The 17,486-nt window shown below is 67.6% G+C and carries 16 protein-coding genes; 5 read left to right on the top strand and 11 right to left on the bottom strand.

Annotated elements, in window-relative coordinates; all coding sequences use genetic code 11:
- Positions 1-8: 8 nt before the first annotated feature.
- From IB258_RS12720 to IB258_RS12700, 5 genes are all read right to left on the bottom strand, one after another.
- The gene (locus tag IB258_RS12720) at positions 9-887 is read right to left on the bottom strand and encodes a branched-chain amino acid ABC transporter permease (RefSeq protein ID WP_225590373.1); all 879 of its coding nucleotides are present in this window, start codon (positions 885-887) and stop codon (positions 9-11) included.
- Positions 888-913: 26 nt separating this feature from the next.
- Positions 914-1,819 carry a hypothetical protein gene (locus tag IB258_RS12715; protein WP_054451604.1) on the bottom strand — a complete coding sequence of 302 codons (906 nt, stop codon included), beginning with the start codon at positions 1,817-1,819 and terminating at the stop codon, positions 914-916.
- Positions 1,820-1,836: 17 nt separating this feature from the next.
- Positions 1,837-2,766 (bottom strand): ferritin-like domain-containing protein, encoded by a 930-nt coding sequence (locus IB258_RS12710; RefSeq protein ID WP_119449233.1) that lies wholly within the window; start codon positions 2,764-2,766, stop codon positions 1,837-1,839.
- Between the two features lie 66 nt (positions 2,767-2,832).
- A complete protein-coding gene (locus IB258_RS12705; protein ID WP_054451602.1) occupies positions 2,833-4,014 on the bottom strand; it encodes an ABC transporter substrate-binding protein in 1,182 nt (393 codons plus the stop codon).
- Between the two features lie 73 nt (positions 4,015-4,087).
- On the bottom strand, positions 4,088-4,933 hold the full coding sequence (locus IB258_RS12700) for a GntR family transcriptional regulator (protein ID WP_054451601.1): 846 nt from the start codon (positions 4,931-4,933) through the stop codon (positions 4,088-4,090).
- 101 nt (positions 4,934-5,034) lie between these two features.
- Here IB258_RS12700 and IB258_RS12695 point away from each other — a divergent pair, with 101 nt between their 5' ends.
- Both IB258_RS12695 and IB258_RS12690 read left to right on the top strand, forming a co-directional pair.
- On the top strand, positions 5,035-6,324 hold the full coding sequence (locus IB258_RS12695) for a hypothetical protein (protein WP_192352655.1): 1,290 nt from the start codon (positions 5,035-5,037) through the stop codon (positions 6,322-6,324).
- A gap of 36 nt (positions 6,325-6,360) precedes the next feature.
- Positions 6,361-7,998, top strand: a complete 1,638-nt coding sequence (locus IB258_RS12690) for an acyl-CoA synthetase (RefSeq protein WP_192352654.1) — start codon at positions 6,361-6,363, stop codon at positions 7,996-7,998.
- 22 nt (positions 7,999-8,020) lie between these two features.
- On the opposite strand, the gene IB258_RS12685 is transcribed toward IB258_RS12690, so the two are convergent.
- From IB258_RS12685 to IB258_RS12660, 6 genes are all read right to left on the bottom strand, one after another.
- Entirely contained in the window at positions 8,021-9,412 is a 1,392-nt protein-coding gene (locus tag IB258_RS12685) for a DUF1501 domain-containing protein (RefSeq protein WP_054451598.1), read from the bottom strand.
- Entirely contained in the window at positions 9,409-10,974 is a 1,566-nt protein-coding gene (locus tag IB258_RS12680; protein ID WP_175163728.1) for a DUF1800 family protein, read from the bottom strand. The genes IB258_RS12685 and IB258_RS12680 overlap by 4 nt, the downstream gene beginning before the upstream one ends.
- A gap of 99 nt (positions 10,975-11,073) precedes the next feature.
- Positions 11,074-11,778 carry an SDR family oxidoreductase gene (locus IB258_RS12675; RefSeq protein WP_054451596.1) on the bottom strand — a complete coding sequence of 235 codons (705 nt, stop codon included), beginning with the start codon at positions 11,776-11,778 and terminating at the stop codon, positions 11,074-11,076.
- A 19-nt stretch (positions 11,779-11,797) separates the two neighbouring features.
- Positions 11,798-13,132 (bottom strand): sorbosone dehydrogenase family protein, encoded by a 1,335-nt coding sequence (locus IB258_RS12670; RefSeq protein WP_192352653.1) that lies wholly within the window; start codon positions 13,130-13,132, stop codon positions 11,798-11,800.
- 62 nt (positions 13,133-13,194) lie between these two features.
- Entirely contained in the window at positions 13,195-14,538 is a 1,344-nt protein-coding gene (locus tag IB258_RS12665) for a ferric reductase-like transmembrane domain-containing protein (RefSeq protein ID WP_225590372.1), read from the bottom strand.
- A gap of 73 nt (positions 14,539-14,611) precedes the next feature.
- Positions 14,612-14,923: a PepSY domain-containing protein gene (locus IB258_RS12660; RefSeq protein WP_119449242.1), complete on the bottom strand. Its 312-nt coding sequence runs from the start codon at positions 14,921-14,923 to the stop codon at positions 14,612-14,614.
- A 219-nt stretch (positions 14,924-15,142) separates the two neighbouring features.
- On the opposite strand from IB258_RS12660, the gene IB258_RS12655 reads away from it, so the two are divergent.
- From IB258_RS12655 to IB258_RS12645, 3 genes are read left to right on the top strand one after another with little or no spacing between them, the layout of a single operon-like run.
- Positions 15,143-15,442: a PepSY domain-containing protein gene (locus tag IB258_RS12655; protein ID WP_223283490.1), complete on the top strand. Its 300-nt coding sequence runs from the start codon at positions 15,143-15,145 to the stop codon at positions 15,440-15,442.
- On the top strand, positions 15,442-16,104 hold the full coding sequence (locus tag IB258_RS12650) for a response regulator transcription factor (RefSeq protein ID WP_054451592.1): 663 nt from the start codon (positions 15,442-15,444) through the stop codon (positions 16,102-16,104). The genes IB258_RS12655 and IB258_RS12650 overlap by 1 nt, the downstream gene beginning before the upstream one ends.
- On the top strand, positions 16,101-17,477 hold the full coding sequence (locus tag IB258_RS12645; RefSeq protein ID WP_054451591.1) for a sensor histidine kinase: 1,377 nt from the start codon (positions 16,101-16,103) through the stop codon (positions 17,475-17,477). Before IB258_RS12650 ends, IB258_RS12645 begins: the two co-directional genes overlap by 4 nt.
- Positions 17,478-17,486: the final 9 nt, after the last annotated feature.

Genomic DNA, 17,486 nt, shown 5'->3' with positions numbered 1-17,486 from the left:
CACCCCCTTCAGACCTTGTTGATTTCGGCTTTGCCCAGCAAGCCCTGGGGACGGTAGAACAGCACCAGCAACAGCACGATGAAGGACAGCGCGTCCTTGTATTGCGAGGAGATCAGGCCGCCTCCCAGCGCCTCGATCACGCCCAGCAGCACGCCGCCAAGCAAGGCGCCCTGCAAACTGCCCAGCCCGCCCAGCATGGCCGCGCTGAAGCCCTTGAAGCCGAGCATGGTGCCGTGGTCATAGGAGGTGAAGGTCAGCGGCGCGATGATCACGCCCGCGATGCCGCCGGCCAGAGCCGCGAGCACGAAGGCCACCGTCACCGAGCGCCGCACGTTGATGCCGACCAACGCGGCGGCGTCTCGGTCGATGGCGGTCGCGCGCAAGGTCTTGCCCAGCAGGGTGCGTTCGAAGAAGAAATGCGTGCCCAACATGAAGAGCAGCCCCACCCCCATCACCCAGAAGCTCTGCGGCGGAATCTGCGCGCCCGCCAGCGGCACCGGCGTGTCGCCCGAGAATGCGGGATAGCCCATCGGCGTTTTGCCCAGCCCCAGCATCACCAGGCTTTTGGTACAGATGGCCAGGCCGATGCTGAGCAGCGTCACCAGCAGGGGCGCGGGCTTTTTCAGCGGATGGATCACCAGGCGTTCGGACAGGCCGCCCGCCAAGGCCACCAGGGCCACCGCCGCCAGACAGGACAGCCAGAGCGGCAGTTCGGCGACCGCATAACAGGCGGCCGCCACCATGCCGCCCATCATGACCCATTCGCCCTGGGCGAAGTTGATGGCGTCGGTGCTCTTGAATATGACGTTGAATCCCACCGCCACGATGGCGTAGATGCTGCCGGTGGTGATGCCGGCGACCAGCAGTTGGATGATTTGCGCGGACATGTCCATGGCGAAGCCCCGGCGCCGGCTCAGTTGGGACGGCGCGAGGTGAGCGCGATGCCGGGCAGTTCGACGCCGAACTCGGCCAGGCGCCGCGTCACCGTCTCCAGGTACGACCACAGGACCTCATACTCCCGGTCTGCGGACGCAGCGCCCAGGCCCGCTTCGGCCGTCAGCGCGTTGGCACGGCTTTCGGCGCCGTCGGGCTCTGCCAGCCAGGGGCAGTGGTAGCCGCGCAGTTCGACCTCGTTCAGATAGCCCGACACGGCCTGCGCCACGGCGGCGCGGTCGGCGTCGGACCAGGCCGCGGCGCGTTCGGCCACATAGAGCCAGCCGAAGGTGGCGTGACGCTCCTTGGCCTGCACGCACTGTTCCAGGATGCGGCGCGCAACGGGTTCCCGGGCGTTCTCCAGGTAGGCCCGGAACAGTTCCAGCTCCAGGCCGTCTTCCACCGCAGCGTGCGTGGTGAAGAAGGCGTCGGCATGGCAGGCGGCATCCAGTACCTGGCGGTGCCGGCATTGGTTGAAGATGGCTTCCTGCTGCGGGCTGGGCGGGCGGTTCAGGTAGCCGCCCAGCAAGGTGGCGTAGCGGTGGAAGCACTCGATCTGCCAGGCTTCCTCGGTGTTGCGCACGGTGAGAAAGTACTTGGGGTCGGACTCGCGGCCGCTCTCCAGGCACAGGCGCACCAGCAGCGCCGGCGTTTCGCTCAAGCCGGCGTATTCCACCCAGGCGCGGCGGCTCCAGGTCAGGCGCGCCGCATCGCGGACTTGCGCGTCGAGGGCGCCTGGATCCAGGCTGGCCCAGGGAATATCGGTCTCCGGCGCCCAGCGCTGCTGCTTGCCGGTTTCGTAAAGTTCGCGGATCGAGGTGATGGACTGCTTGAGCGTCAGCGGGAAGCGGCGCTCAACGGGAATTCTGGTCGTGGCTGCGTTCATGTCGGGTTTCCTCGCGTTCAGAATTCGCCGATCTTCGGGTGGTGCAGCAGGGGCAGATGCACGCCCCAAGGCTCCATCTGGCGGCGCACGCGCTGCACGGTTTCAACGAACAGGGGCTTCTCCAGTTCTTCGACCGTGGAACCCAGGCCGGCTTCCCAGGTGAGCCGGTCCACTTCCATTTCGGCGCGAGAAGCCGGATTGTCGGGCGCCAGCCATGCGCTGTGATAGCCGTTGAGCTCGACCTTTTCCATCATGTTGATCACGGCGTTTTCCACCACCTTGATTTCGGCGGCGGACATCTGCGGAATGCGGTGGTCGAGAAAGCGCCAGCCGAACGCGCAGTGCCGAACCTCGTCGCGCATGATGCGGGCGCAGATCTGCTTGGCGACGGGATCGCGGGTGATTTCCACCAGGTGGCGGAAGACGTCGAATGCGATTTCCTCGGCGGCGCAGACCAGCGCCGCGAGAATGGCCTCGACCGACACCTCGGGATCCAGCGCCATTTTGCGCACGCCATGGGTGGCGACGGAACCCTGGTAGGCGGCCTGGGCCGGCTGCTCCATGTAGCCGCCCAGCGCCTCGGCCATGCGGTAGCAGGCTTCGGCGTGGCGGCTTTCCTCTTGTGAGCGGATGGTGAAGAACAGCCGCAGGTCGGGTTCGCACTTGTCGTGGCAGAAGCGGATCTGCAGGGCAGGGCTTTCCGAGATGGCGCCGTATTCGCTCCAGGCCCGGCGGCTCCAGTACTGGCGGGCCGCGTAGCGCTGCTCGGGCGTGTACTGCGAGGCGTCGAACAGATGCCAGTCGATGTCGGTGCGCGGGTCCCACTGCTTGACCGTTGCCAGGTGGTAGAGGTCGCGGATCTTGGGGATCCGGGTGTCCAGGTCCAGCGGAAAGATGCTTTCCGGATCGTCCAGGATCGTACGCGGCTCGGCGCTTGCTACGTTCATGACTGCACTCCCTGGTTTGCAGCGCCCGCGGCGCGCGTGAGTGGAGGTTGCGGAGATGGAACTGCTTTACTTGTAGTCGGCCAGCCGGAACTGCCCGTCGCGGTAGCCCAGCATGACGATGTCGTCCTTATCCAGGCCCGAGTGGCGCTGGGGCGAGAAATTGAAGACCCCGCCCACGCCCTGGTAGCCGGTGATGGCGGTCAGCTGTTCACGGGTCTTTTCCTTGTCGCCGCCGCTCTTGTCCAGGGCGGCGCGTGCCAGCATGATGGCGTCGTAGGTCTGGGCCACGAACTGGTTGGGCTTGCGCTTGTAGCGGGCCTCGAAGCGCTTGCTGAGGTCCACGATGCGCGTCTTGATCGGGTCGGCGTCGGGCAGGTCCTGGCCCACCGGGAACTTGACGCTGACCAGCAGCAGGTCCTTGACCGAGTCGCCGGCCAGCTTCATGTAGCGCTGGTCGACGAAACCGTAGCTGTGCACCAGGGTGAGCTTGTCCAGGCCCAGCTGCTGCGCCTGCTTGATGAACACCACGCCAGCCGGGGTGACGGTCCAGCAGATGATGGCCTGCACCGACGCATTCTTGATGCGCGTGAGCTGAGGCGTCAGGTCGGTGTCGGCGGGGTTGAAGGATTCATACGTGATGTCGATGCCGCGCTTGGCGGCAAGCCGCTTCATCTGTTCGACGGCGCTCTGGCCGAAGCCGCTGTTGTCGGCCAGCAGGGCGGCGCGCTTGATGCCTTTCTTGTCGAAGTAGTCCAGCACCCGGTCGATCACCTGGTCGTCGTCCACGGTGCTCTTGAACACGTACTTGCGTTCGGCCACCGGCATCACGATCTGCATCGAGCCTTCGGTGGAAATGAAGGGCGTGGCGGCCTTGTCCACCATCGGCACCATGGCCATGGCGATGCCGCTCATGTTGCCGCCGCCGACAATGATGTCCACCTTGTCCTGGGACAGCAGCCGCTTGGTGGCGTTGATGGCCTTGGCGGTCTGGCTTTCGGCGTCGTAGAACACCCATTCGACTTTCTTGCCGCCGATGCCGCCGGCGGCATTGATGTCGTCGATGGCCATTTCCATGCCGGCCTTCATGTCTTCGCCGAGGAAGGCGGCGGGACCGGTCACGGACAGGATGGATCCTATCCGCACCGTATCCTGCGCGCTGGCGGCGTGCATGCCCAGCATCAGCGCGGCGGCCGGCAGCGCGATGGCCGCGCGGCGCGAGAACTCCAGAAACGTCTTTAAGCAAGTCATGGTGCTACTCCTGTGCCTGATGCGGGATTTAAGGGGGTGCAGCAACTTCCACGAACAGCGAAAACGTAGTCGGCTAGGCCTCCGCCACGCCGGGTGGGTTGCGGAACTCGAGCGAGTCCGACACCTGGTCCGTCTTGCCTGCGCCGTTCTGCAGCGGTACGCGCACCGAGTACCGGACCTGGTCCGCGCGGTAATGCGACAGGCCGGACATGACCGGCCGGTCCTGCTTGTCGAAATACACCAGGTGCCGCGTCAGGACGGGATCGCCGGGCAGGAGGCTGAGGTAATCGGCATGTTCGGCCTGCACCGCGCCGCCCTCGATCTTGAGGTTGCCGTAGGCCAGTTCGACCTGGCGGCCGATCAGCTCCAGCAGGGAGCCCGCCTCGGCCTGGCGGGCGTCGATGTGCGGGATGCGGTCGGTGCGCACATAGCGGTAGTCGATCGAGATCGGCACCTGCTGGACCGTGCGCAGGCGCAGGATGCTCCAGACCGGGGTGCCGGGCGCCACGTCCAGTTCGCGCGCCACGACGGCCGAGGCCGGTTCCTGCGCGCAGTGCAGCACCCGCAGGCTGAGGGGACGGCCGTGTGCGGACCACTGGTCGATGAAGTCCATGGCCGGGCTGAACTGCTCGTCGATCTTGGGGGCGCAGACGAAGGTGCCGGAACCGCGGACCCGCCGCAGATAGCCTTCGTCCACCAGTTCCTGGATGGCCTGGCGCACCGTCATGCGGCTGACGTTGAATTGTTCGCTCAGCTCGTGGTCGGTGTGGAAGCGGTCGCTTTCCTGCTGCCAGTTCAGGATCATCATCAGCACGCGCCGCTTGATCTGCACATAGAGCGGCAGAGGGGAGTCGCGGTCCAGCGCCACGGGGCTGCTGGAGACGGGGGACTCGCTGCGGACGTTCGTAAGAGTGGACATGACAGCTGGTTTCCGGAATATGTATATAGGATTTGTATATTTGTCTAGTTAACTAGACTTTATGATATATTGATTTCGAAAGTCAAGTACGGATTAGCGATATGAATATTTCTACGCTCGACCTTGCGCTGGCGCTCCCGCCCCACAGCCTGGATGCCGTTCTGTCCTTTGATCAGCCCGCCTCGCTGGACCGGGCGGACGTGCTCATATGGAATCCCGCCGGCCTGTACCCCGCGCTGGAGGCGGCCTGCGAACGCGCCGATCCGCCGGTGCTGGGGGTGGGCGCGTCGGAATGGCTGCTGGCCACCAGCCGCCATTGGCGCGAACAATTCAAGCGCCTGCTGGCCGCGGGCGGCACCCTGGTGGCGTTGGTGCCCGCGCCGCGCACGGTGGGCGTGCATACCTTGCAGGACATTCTTCCTTACGACTGGTCCGATCCGCTCTGGCCGCGGCGGGTGCGCAGCCAGCCGATCGACGGCGCTGCGCTGCCGCGCCAGGCGGGCGAGCCTTTCCGCACGCTCTTCACCGAAGCCGCGCGCTGTTTCCAGCCCTGCGCGACTCTGGCCGAGGCGCCGGGCGCGGGCATACTCGAGGACGGCCAGGGCATGACGCTGGCAAGCTACGCCAGTGAGCCGCCGGGCCGCCTGCTGCTGCTTCCGGCGCTGGCGCCGGATCTGGCGCAGGACGAAGCGGGCGCGGCGCTGTTTCTGCAGGAGCTGCGCCGCTGCATCGAACGCCTGGGCCAGCGCAGCGGCGTGCGCCTGGCGGGGTGGCTGGATCTGCAGCGCGGCCCGGCAGACGAGCAATTGCACGCCCGTCGCGCGCAATGCCTGCGCGAGCGCCATGCGCTCGACCTGGAATTGCAGGAACTGGACCGCGCCATGGCCGAGCGCGACTTTTTCAAGCAGCTGCTAGCTGGCGAAGGCCTGGGAGCGGGGCTGGCGGCCGCGGAAGTCTTCCGCCGCAAGAGCGCGCCAGTGCATGCGGACTGGGTCGAGAAAGACCTGCACATCGTTGAACTCGATCAACGCAACCTGCTGCTCAAAGTGCGGCTGGCGGATGAACCTCTGGATGCCGCGGCGCTACGCCGGCTGGAAGAGGCCCGCGTGCGGGTGGCGGATTACTTTTCCAGGCCGACTTCCATCCTCGTCGCGGACTGCGCCGACAATGCCTTGCCGCCGTCCGCGCGCGCGCCGCGCCAGCATGCCGTGCTGGAAGGCCTGGACGATGCCTATGTGCTGAACGGGCTGCACCTGTATGGCTGGCATCTGGAGACTCCCGGCGACAGCCCTGACCGCCTGCTGCAGCGTTTGATGCAGGCGGATGCGGACCTGAGCGATTCCCTGCTGCGCGCGACGCTGCGCGGCCTGACCCCGCCAGCCGACGCCTGAAGGGCGTGGTGAGCGTTTCGCTACTGTGAGACTCCGATGCCCGCCGACACCCCCGACCTGCAAGTCCTGGATATCGAACGCAACAGCGTCAACCATCTGGCGCTTTCGCCGCTGACCTTCATCGAGCGCGCGGCGAAGGTCTACCCGGAACGCACTGCCATCGTCCATGGCGCGCTGCGCCAGAGCTGGCGCGAAACCTATGCACGCTGCCGCCGGCTGGCCAGCGGGCTGGCGCGCCTTGGGGTGCGGCCCGGCGATACGGTGGCCGTGATGGCGCCCAATATCCCCGCGCTGTACGAGGCCCATTTCGGGGTCGCCATGGCGGGCGCGGTGCTCAATGCCCTGAACACCCGGCTGGACGCCGAAACACTGTCCTTCATCCTGGATCATGGCGCCGCGGTGGTGCTGCTGACGGACCGGGAGTACGCGCCCGTCATGGCGCAGGCCTTGGCCAAGACCCGCAGGCGCATCCGCGTGGTGGACATCGACGATCCCGAATACGGCGGGCCGGGCGAACTGCTCGGGGAAATGAACTACGAAGCCCTGCTGGAGACGGGCGACGCGGCGGCCGGGTTCCCCTGGCCGGCGGACGAATGGCAGTCGCTGTGCCTGAACTACACCTCCGGCACCACCGGCAGCCCCAAGGGCGTGCTGTACCACCATCGCGGCGCCTATCTGAATGCGATGGGCAACGCCCTGGCCTGCGATATGCGCCAGCATGCGGTGTATCTCTGGACCTTGCCGATGTTCCACTGCAATGGCTGGAGCTTTCCCTGGACCATCGCGCTGCTGGCGGGAACCAATGTCTGCCTGCGGCGGGTCGAGGCCGGCGCCATTTTCGACGCCATCCAGGCGAATGGGGTCGATTATTTCTGCGCCGCGCCGGTGGTGCTGGGCATGCTCATCAACAGCCCGCCCGAAATCAAGCGGCGCGCGATCCGGCCGGTGCAGGCGCTCACCGGCGGCTCTCCGCCTCCGGCCGCCGTCATCGCGGCGATGGACGAACTGGGCATAGACGTCACGCATCTGTACGGCCTGACGGAGAGCTACGGTCCGTCGATCAGCTGTGCCTGGCACGAGGCCTGGAGCGATCTGCCGCTGGATGAGCAGGCTGCGCTGAAGGCCCGCATCGGCGTGCGCAAGCCCACGATGGAACAGGTCCGCGTGCTGGATCCCGCCACGCTGGCGCCCGTGCCGCCGGACGGCGTCACCGTGGGCGAAATCATGATGCGCGGCAACACGCTCATGAAGGGCTATCTGAAGAACCCGCAGGCCACGGCGGAAGCCTTCGCCGGAGGCTGGTTCCATACCGGCGATCTGGCCGTGGTGCATCCCGACGGCTATCTGCAGGTCAAGGACCGCGCCAAGGACATCGTGATATCAGGCGGAGAGAACATCTCGACCGTCGAGGTCGAGGATGCGTTGTACGGGCATCCCGCCGTATTGGAAGCCGCCGTGGTGGCGCGGCCGGACGCCAAGTGGGGCGAGACGCCTTGCGCCTTCGTCACGCTGAAGGATGGCAGCGCCGCGACGGCGGAAGAACTGACCAGCTTCTGCCGGGGCCGCCTGGCCGGTTTCAAGGTGCCGCGCACTTTCGTGTTCGGCCCGTTGCCCAAAACCGCCACGGGCAAGATCCAGAAGTATCTGCTGCGCGAACAGGCGCGGCAGCTGTGAATTCGCCGCCGCCGGCGCGGCCCTAAGCGCGCGGCAGCAGGTCCAGCGCCTGCGCATCAAAGCGCCGCAGATTGGGGAACACCAGCCCCAGATCCTCGCGGCTGGCGCCGAACCAGCCGCCCAGGGACGCGCCCAGCTGATCCACGGCCAGGGTCGGCAAGAGGCGGCCGTTGTCGACGAAGCCGGGGCCGTCCAGGGCGATTTCCGGATGGCTGCCGTAGTAGCGGCCGCCCTTGACCGCGCCGCCCAGTACAAAGTGATGCGAGCCCCAGCCGTGGTCGGAGCCGTTGCCGTTGGAGCCCAGGGTGCGGCCGAATTCGGATGCCGTGAACGTGGTCACCTGGTCCGCCACGCCTATCGCGGACAGCGCCTGCTGGAACGCGGCCAGCGCCTGGCCCAGTTCCTTGAGCAGGGCGGGGTGGGTGTCGTTCAGTCCGGCGTGGTTGTCATAGCCGTTCTGCGAGACGAAGAAAACCTGGCGGCGTGCGCCCAGCGCCTGGCGCGCCGCGATGATGCGGGCGACGATTTTCAGCTGCTGCGCCAGGGGGGACGAGAACTCGCCCGGCACGGCCACGTCCGCGAGGGCTGCGCGCAGGCGTCCGTCGGCGTCGATGGACTGCGCGGCGATGCGCGACATCTCGCGTTCCATCAGGTGCTCGCGCGGCTGCGTGATGAGCTGGCGCAGCAAGGCCGTGCAGGCGCTGGAGCCATACATGTCGCGGCCCAGCAGGTCTATCTGCGTGGAGCCGTTGATGCCCACGCGGTATCCGGCGATTTTGCGTCCGGCCAGCAGCACGCTGCTGCCGCCCGCGGTGATGCCCGTGAAGGTGCGCTGCGCGTTGGCGTCCGCGAACAGGTCCGTCAGCCTCCCGGCCCAGCCCGACGCCGCGCCTTCCGGCGCCAGCGCCTGCCAGTACGACTGCTGGTCGTTGTGGGAAAACAGCTTGGGCGGCAGTGGCACGCGCGCGCCTATGTATTCCTGCTTGGAGGTGGGCGCAACCAGCGGACCGATGTTCAGCAGCACTGCCATGTCGCCGCTTTCATACAAGGGCTTGAGCGGAGCCAGCGATGGGGCCAGCGCAAACTGGGCGCCGCCGGAGGCGGGTTCCTTGCCGCGCAGCGCCGTGGCCTGCAGGGCGTTGCGCGGCAGGGCGATGTCGGTGCGCGCCTGGGCATAGGCCTTGTAGGCGGCCGTGTCGTAGGGAACCAGCGAGTTGTAGGGGTCGTTGCCGCCGTACAGGAACACGCAGACCAGCGCCTTGTACGAGGAGGCTGGCGCTGATTGCGCCGCAGCCGCGCCCAGGGCCGCCAGGTTCAGCGCCAGTGGCGCGGCGGCGCCCGTGGCGCCCAACGCGCAGGCGCGCAGCAGGAATTCGCGGCGGCTGGTTTGCGCGGCGTGGCGGGAATTCTTCATTTCTGCACCAGGTATTCGGGGCTGGCGGCCACCAGCATGATGGCGGCGCGCACGCGGTCGCGCGGCCGGCCCGCCGGTATCGTGGCCACGGCGCGCGCGATGCTGCCGGCGGTCTCGGCGGAATAGGCATCGCCCGCCAGCAGCAGCGCCACCCGCGCCACCAGCGCGGACGGATCCTGCGCCAGCGCGATCTCGGCGGCGTAGGGCGTCTGCAGATCCTCCCACCCCCGGTCCACATAGATGGCCAGGAAGTTCAGGTAGCCGGCAATGCTGGTCTCATCGGTGATCTGCAGTTCCGGCGCCACCAGGTTCCTGCGCGCCAGCTCGGTCACCGGCGGCACGTAGCGCGGACGGAAGAAATTGAAGACACTGGCGGATCGCATCGGGCTCTGGGCCAGCCGGATCGTGTTGTCAGTGGTGTCCGGCATGGCCCAGGCGCCGTTGTTGGAGGTCGCCCCGAAAGCCCGCGCCCAGGCCGCGAAGCGCACGATGGGTTCGCGCACCTTGCCCCAGCCGGGCGCGGCCAGGTCGGGGTTGCGCGCCTCCGGGTCCAGCAGGACGGCGCGCACCACGGCCTTCAGGTTGCCGCGCTTGCCGCTGCCGTCGTCGTTGAAGGCGGCCGACACGCGCGCGACATAGGCGCGGCTGGGATTGCTGGTGACCAGCCGCTGGATCAGCTGCGTGCCGATGAAGGGGCCCACGTTGGGATGGGCGCAGATCACTTCCATGGCGCGCTTGAGCGACAAATGACCGTCGGTGCCTGCCGGCACAACCGCGCCCAGAAAGCGCTTCTCGGCCAGCGAGTGCAGCGCATTGTTCAAGGCCATGGGGCGGCGGTGGAATTCGACGTCGGTTTCGGGGCCGTTGATGTCCCAGCCGGTGAAGACCTTGGCCAGCCCCTGCACGTCCGCGTTGGTATACGTTTCCACGGGCGCGCCGTTGACCATTCTTTTGGCGCCGTCCGGTTCCAGCTCCAGCAGTCCGATGCTGAACAACTGCATGACTTCGCGGGCATAGTTCTCGTCGGGATGGCGGCCGGTCTTGGGATCTTCCTTGCGGTTGCCGCGATAGGTCAGCATGCAGCCCATGGACAGGTTGCGCGTGACGGCCGTCAGCAGTTGCTGGTAGTTGCCCAGGGCATGCTCGGCCAGCAGGTCCATGAAACCCGCGGCGCCGAACAATGGCCAGGACGCGGTGATGGACGATACGCCCACCACGAAGATCTCCGACAGGGCAAACGCGACCCGCGTGCGGACCTGATCCGGGGCCGAGATGAACTTGCGCCACAGCGTGGATTCCAGGGGCGCGTTGATGCCGTTGCCCTTGAACTCCTCGGTGTTCTTGCGCTGCTGCAGCAGCCAGTCGAAATGGGTCTGCGACGGCGGCATGGCCAGCTGCGCGTCCAGCCAGGCCGCGTAGCCGTCGCGCACCACGGCGTCGATCTCGGCGGGCGTGGGGCCGAACGTGGCCTGCGCCAGGAAACGCGAGGCCTGGCCCGGGGTCGGTTTTGCGTGGGAAGTATCGGCGGACTGCGGCGCAGCCGCTGACGGCGTAGCGGACATGCGCGGCACCTCGTCGAATGCGAAAACCTACGGTACTGAAGCCCCGGGCAGGCTTCAATACCGTCATTCGGACGAGAGACTAGTCCTAAAGCATGAGCTTCAGACCGAACGCGTGATGCCGCCGTCGATGCGGATGTTCTGGCCGGTGATGTAGGAAGAAGCGTCGGATGCGAGGAATGCGATCAGGTCGGCGACTTCTTCGGCGGTGCCGTAGCGGCCCATCGGAATGCGCGTGCGGCGGTCTTCCTTTTCAGGCAGGCTGTCGATGAAGCCCGGCAGCACGTTGTTCATCCGTACGTTGTGTTCGGCGTACTCGTCGGCGAACACCTTGGTGAAGGCGGCCAGCCCGGCGCGGAACACGCCCGAGGTCGGGAACAGCGCTTCGGGTTCGAAGGTGGCGTAGGTCGAGATATTGACGATGGCGCCGGACTTCTGCTGCTTCATCACCGGCGCGACCAGGCGCGCGATGCGCACCACGTTTAGCAGGTAGAACTCCATGCCCAGGTGCCAGTCCTCGTCGCTGATCTCCAGCAGCGGGCCCTTGGGGCCGTGGCCGGCGCTGTTGACCACGGCATCGATCCTGCCCCATTTTTGCTGCGTGGCGTCCACCAGCCTCGCCAGGTCTTCGGGCGAGCGGTTGGATCCCGTGACGCCCAGGCCGCCCAGTTCCCGCGCCAGCGCCTCGCCCTTGCCGGAGGAGGACAGGATGGCTACGCGCCAGCCGTCAGCCGCCAGTTTGCGCGCCGCCGCCGCGCCCATGCCGCTGCCGCCGGCGGTGACGATTGCCACTTTTTCCGTGCTCATGCTCACTCCTGGTCTTGAATTATTTGGGAGCGGCCATTGTAGAAGCGGGAGCGACCCGCCACACCACATTGCCGACGTCGTCGGCCGTCAGCAGGCCGCCCTGGCGGTCTATCGCCACCCCTGCCGGCCGTCCCTGGGCTTCGCCGCTTTCGTTCAGAAAGCCCGTCAGCACGTCGCGCGCCGGCCCGTCGGGCTTGCCGTCGCGAAACGGCACGAAGATGACCTTGTAGCCGCTGCGCGGATCGCGGTTCCACGAACCATGCTGGCCCACGAACATGCCGTCCGTGTAGGGCGCGGGCAGGCGCGACCCGCCCGACCAGGCCAGCCCCAGCGAGGCGGTGTGCGGGCCCAGCGCATAGTCGGGCACGATGGCGCGCGTCACCAGGTCCGGACGCGGCGGCTGGACCCGGCTGTCGACGTGCTGGCCGAAGTAGCTGTAGGGCCAGCCGTAAAAACCGCCATCCCGCACCGAGGTCATGTAGTCGGGCACCAGGTCGCTGCCCAGTTCGTCGCGCTCGTTGACGGCCGTCCACAGCGTTTTGCCGTCGGGCGCCCAGGCCATGCCCACGGGGTTGCGCAGGCCGGTCGCGTACAGGCGTTTGTTGCCGCTGGCCACGTCGATTTCCCAGATGGCGGCGCGGCCCTCTTCGATGTCCATGCCGTTTTCGCCGACATTGCTGTTGGAGCCGACAGAGGCGTACAGCTTGCTGCCGTCGGGGCTGGCCAGCAGGTTCTTGGTCCAGTGGTGGTTCAGGCCCGCGGGCAGGTCGGTGACCTTCACGCCGGGGGCGGTGATCCGCTCCTGGCCGGTTTCGTAGGGAAAGCGCAGCACGGCGTCGGCGTTGGCGACGTATAACTGATTGCCGATCAAGGCCATGCCGAAGGGCGAGTTCAGGCCGTCGAGCAATACGCTGCGCGTTTCGGCGATGCCGTCGTGGTCGGCATCGCGCAGCAGGGTGATGCGGTTTGCGCTGGGGGTCCTGGCGCCGGCGCGTTTCATCACCAGGCCGGCGACCCAGGCCTTGAAGCCGCCGGAAGCCGACTCGGGCTTGGGCGGCGCGTTGGTCTCGGCCACCAGCACGTCGCCGTTGGGCAGCACGTACAGCCAGCGCGGATGATCCAGGCCGCTGGCGTACGCCGTTACCGACAGCCCGTTGGCTGCGACGGGCTGTGCGCCCGCGGGCCAGCCCACGGCCTTGGCTGTCTTCACGGTGGGTATGGTGGTGGGATTGGGGGCGGGCAGTTGGGGCGACGGGCCCATGCCGGCTTCGACCGGCAAGGTGGCCATTTCGCCGCAGGCGTTGAGAGTGGCGGCGGCCATCGCGGCGGCCAGCAGAATGCGGGGGGTGGGCATGACGCATGCTCCGTGGGCGGTGAGGTCCATCATACGCTTGGACCTCCGTAGCCCCGGCGCGCTCAACGCATCTGGAACGCCTCCTGATGCCAGCGCACGGGCTTGGCGCCCAGCTTGCGCAGGCCGCGCCTGAGGGCGTCGGCCAGGCCGGCAGGGCCGCAGAACCAGACGTCGGCGACGCGGCCGGCGGCCACCTCGCCCTGCGCCAGTACTCCAGCCGTCAGCGTATCGCCATCGTGCGCGCTATGGATGGCGAGCGTCACGCCGTCCAGCGCGGCGCAGCGTTCCTTGAGCAGCGGCACGAAAGGATCTGCCGAGGCATCGCGCACGCAATAGTGCAGCCACACGCGCGGCGTTGGCGCTTGTCCTTCCTGCAGGGCTTCCAGCCATGCGAGGAAAGGGGTGACGCCTATGCCGCCCGCCACCCAGACCTGCGATGTTGCGGCAGCGTCCGGCTCCAGTTGAAAGCGCCCATAGGGGCCTTCGACGGCGACCGGCTGGCCGATGCGCAGCGTGCGCGCCAGACCGCGGGTGTAGTCGCCCAGCGCCTTGATCTGGAACGTGACGCGAGGTTCGCCCGCCACGGGGGCGCTGGCGATGGTGTAGGGATGGGCGCCTTCCTTGCGGTCGAACGTGACGAAGGCGAACTGTCCCGCCTGATGCTCCCGCCAATTGGCGTCGAGTTCGCAGCTGACCTCCAGGATATCGCCTGGCTGGTGCGCCAGCGACACGATCCTGCCTTGCGCGCGGCGGCCGCTGCCCACGCGTCCCAGCAGCGCCACCAGCGCGGCATAAGAACCGGCGGCCAGCAGCGGAATCAACAGCAGGCCGACCGGACCGCTCCAGTAGCGCGCGGGAGCCAGCGCTGCCGTGTGGAACGCCAGCGCCAGGAACAGCACAGGCATCGCGCGGTGCAGGAGACGCCAGCCCCGGTAGGGAAAGCGCCGCCACAAGGTGATTGCGAGCATCGCCAGCAGCAGGTAGATCGACCACTCGCCCAGGTCCTTGGCCAGGCCGCGCGAGCTTTCGAACAGCGTCAGCACGACGTCGCGGGCGGGGCGGTTGCCCGCGTCCGCCAGGCTCTTCAAGGGGCCGCTGGCCAGCTTCAGCAACCAATGCGCGGCGCCGGCTGATACTGCGAGGATTCCGGCCCATTTGTGCAACCGGTATATCTTGTCCATGCCGCCCAGCGGGCGTTCCAGCCACGCGGGCCGCAGCGCCAGCAGCATGATCAATGCCATCAGTCCGATGGACCAGACGCCGGTGAGGTAGAGGCCTTGCTGGCGCGCCACCCAGTACCAGGCGCCGGTGGCCGGCGGCTGCAGGATGAACGCGTCCAGGCCCCAGGCCAGGGTCAGGACTAGCAAAAAGCCGCCTATGGCGGCGCCGGTTCCTATCGGTTTCATGATGGGGTCCATGTCGGGACGCTCGGCCCGCCGGATGCGGGCGGAGCGGGGTAGGCGCGTAGGCGCCGGCGCTTCAGTCCTTGATGCGGCTGCGCAGGACGGCGCCGCTCTGGGCGTCGACCCGCAGCTTCACGCGCTGGCCTTGCGCGTTGTCGGCCTTGACGTCGTAGCGGCCGTGCTCGAGCTCGATCTCGGTGATGTTGCGATAGCCCGCGGCGGTCAGCGTGTCGTAGATCTGGCGCACGGTCAGCGTCGCGTTGGCGGGGGCCGTGGCGGCGGGCTGGGCCGGCGCCGGGGCGGTCGTCTGGGCGTGCACGGCGGCGGCGCCGGTCAGGGTTGCGGCGCCAAGCGCCAGGGCGGCCAGGGTGTTGCGGATTGCGGTCATGGAATGGCTCCTAGGTTGTTGCGGGTTGCCGGAATGGCGACCATGACCGCATTATTCGGGTGTGCGGATGAACCAATTCTGAAGCTGCCGTTCACGTGCCGTTCATTTTTCCGGCGCTATAACTGGGCGGACAATCGCCTCTTATGGCGGACCCCGAATGCGAAAGAAACCATGACCCGAGGAACCCGTACCCGAATCTGGCTGTCCTGCGGCGCGCTGATGCTGGCGCTGGCCGCAGGCCCCAACGCAGGCCTGGCCGATGAAAGCGACCACGAACAAGCGCGCCAGGCCTTGCAGGCCGGCAAGGTGCTGCCCCTGCGTTCGGTGCTGGACATCGTCGAACGCGACTATCCTGGGCAGGTGGTCAAGGTCGAGTTCGAAGAGGACGACGGCGAGTTCATCTACGAGATCCGGCTGCTGCAAAGCGGCGGCCGGCTGGTCAAGCTGAAGATCGACGCACGCGACGGCAAGGTGCTGGGCGTGAAGGGGCGCGACATCCAATTCCGGGACAAGCACTGATGCGCATACTCGTGGTTGAAGACGAGCCGACCCTGGCCACGCAGTTGGCCGATGCCTTGCGCCAAGCGGGCTATACCGTCGACACCGCCGCGGACGGCGGAACGGCCCAGTACATGGGCGCGGTCGAGACCTACGACGTGGTGGTGCTGGACCTGGGCCTGCCGGTCATGGACGGCCTCACCGTGCTCAAGCAGTGGCGCGCGGGCGGCCAGGGCATGCCGGTGCTGATCCTCACGGCGCGCGACAACTGGCACGAGAAGGTCGCCGGCATCGATGCCGGCGCCGACGATTACCTGACCAAGCCCTTCCACATGGAAGAGCTGCTGGCGCGGGTGCGGGCGCTCTTGCGCCGCTCCAGCAACCACGCCAGCGCGCAATGGCGCTGCGGTCCGCTGATGCTGGACACGCGGCAGGCCAAGGTCACGGTGGACGGCCAGGCGCTGTCCCTGACCAGCCATGAATTCAAGGTGCTGGCCGTGCTGATGCAACGCGCGGGCGAAGTGATTTCGCGCAGCGAGCTGACCGAGCACGTCTACGCCCAGGACAATGACCGTGACTCCAACACCATCGATGTGTTCATCGCGCGGCTGCGCAAGAAACTGCCGCCCGATACCATCGAAACCGTGCGCGGCCTGGGTTACCGCCTGGCCTGCGCCGCATGATGCCGCAGCGCGCGCGCGCGCCCGGCTCGCTGCGCTGGCGCCTGCTGGCCGGCACGCTGGCCTGGATCCTGGTCACGGTGGTGCTGGCCGGCTGGGGCTTGGGCAGCTTGTTCCGCCAGCACATCACCGAGCAGCTGCGCGCCGAGCTGACCCTGCACCTGAACCAGCTGACGGCCGCGGTGAACACGGCTCCGGACGGTCGCCTGGTGGTCTCGCCGCCCCTGAGCGATCCACGCCTGGAGCAACCGCTATCAGGCCTGTATTGGCAAATCGACCGGCTCGACGAACAGGGCCGTCCGGCGGCCGTGGGCGCGGCGCGCTCGCGTTCGCTCTGGGATCAGGTGCTGGAGTTGCCCGCCGCGGACAGCGCCGACGGGGTGTATGAAATCGCGGGGCCGGAAAAGCACAGGCTGACCGCCTTGACGCGCACGCTGGAACCGGCCGAGACCGAGGCAGCGCCGTTGCGCCTGATCGTGGCGGCCGACAGCCAGGTGCTGGCGGAGCCGATCGAGCGCTTCAATCACATGCTGTTGATTTCGCTGGGCGCGCTGGCGGCAGGCTTGACGCTGGCGGCCGTGGTCCAGGTCCTGGTCGGGCTGCGGCCGCTGGCCAGGCTCAGGCGGCAGCTCGCCGGGCAGCACGGGGGCGCCAGCGTGCGCATCGAAGGCCGCTTTCCCAGCGAAATCCAGCCGCTCGTCGACGACTTCAATCGCGTCCTGGACGTCAATGCCGACATGGTGCAGCGCGCGCGCACGCAGGCCGGCAATCTGGCGCATGCGGTGAAGACGCCGCTGACGATTCTGGGCAATGCCGCGGCGCGCGAGGAAGGGCCGCTGGCGGCGCTGGTACAGGAGCAGGTCGGCATGGCGCGCCGCCAGATCGACTATCACCTGGCGCGCGCCCGCGCCGCCGCCGCGTCTGGCGCGGCCGACAGCCGCACACCGCTGCGCAAGCCCATCGAGGGGCTGCTACGCGTCATGCAGCGCTTGTATGCGCAGCGCGGACTGCTGCTGGAAATGCCGGAATTTGCCGAGGGCCTGGTATTCCGCGGCGAAGAACAGGATCTGCAGGAGATGGTCGGCAACCTGCTGGACAACGCCTGCAAATGGGCCGAGCGCCAGGTGCAGGTCAGCGCAAGCGCCGCCGGCCAGGGCCAGTTGCTCATCCAGATCGACGATGACGGCCCGGGCATCGCCGACGAGGAACGCGAGCGCATCTTCCTGCGCGGCGTGCGCATGGACGAGCAGCGTCCCGGATCGGGCCTGGGCCTGGACATCGTGCGCGACCTGGCCAGCACCTATGGCGGCCAGGCGCAAGCCGAGCGTTCGCCGCTGGGCGGCTTGAGGGTGTCGTTGTGGCTGCCGGCCGCCTGAGGCCGGCGC

The organism is Achromobacter sp. ACM02 (assembly GCF_014851605.1).
Taxonomy (GTDB): Bacteria; Pseudomonadota; Gammaproteobacteria; order Burkholderiales; family Burkholderiaceae_B; genus Achromobacter; species Achromobacter aegrifaciens.
Note: the sequence above shows the minus strand (reverse complement) of the source record. Positions and strands in the feature narration are given on the sequence as shown.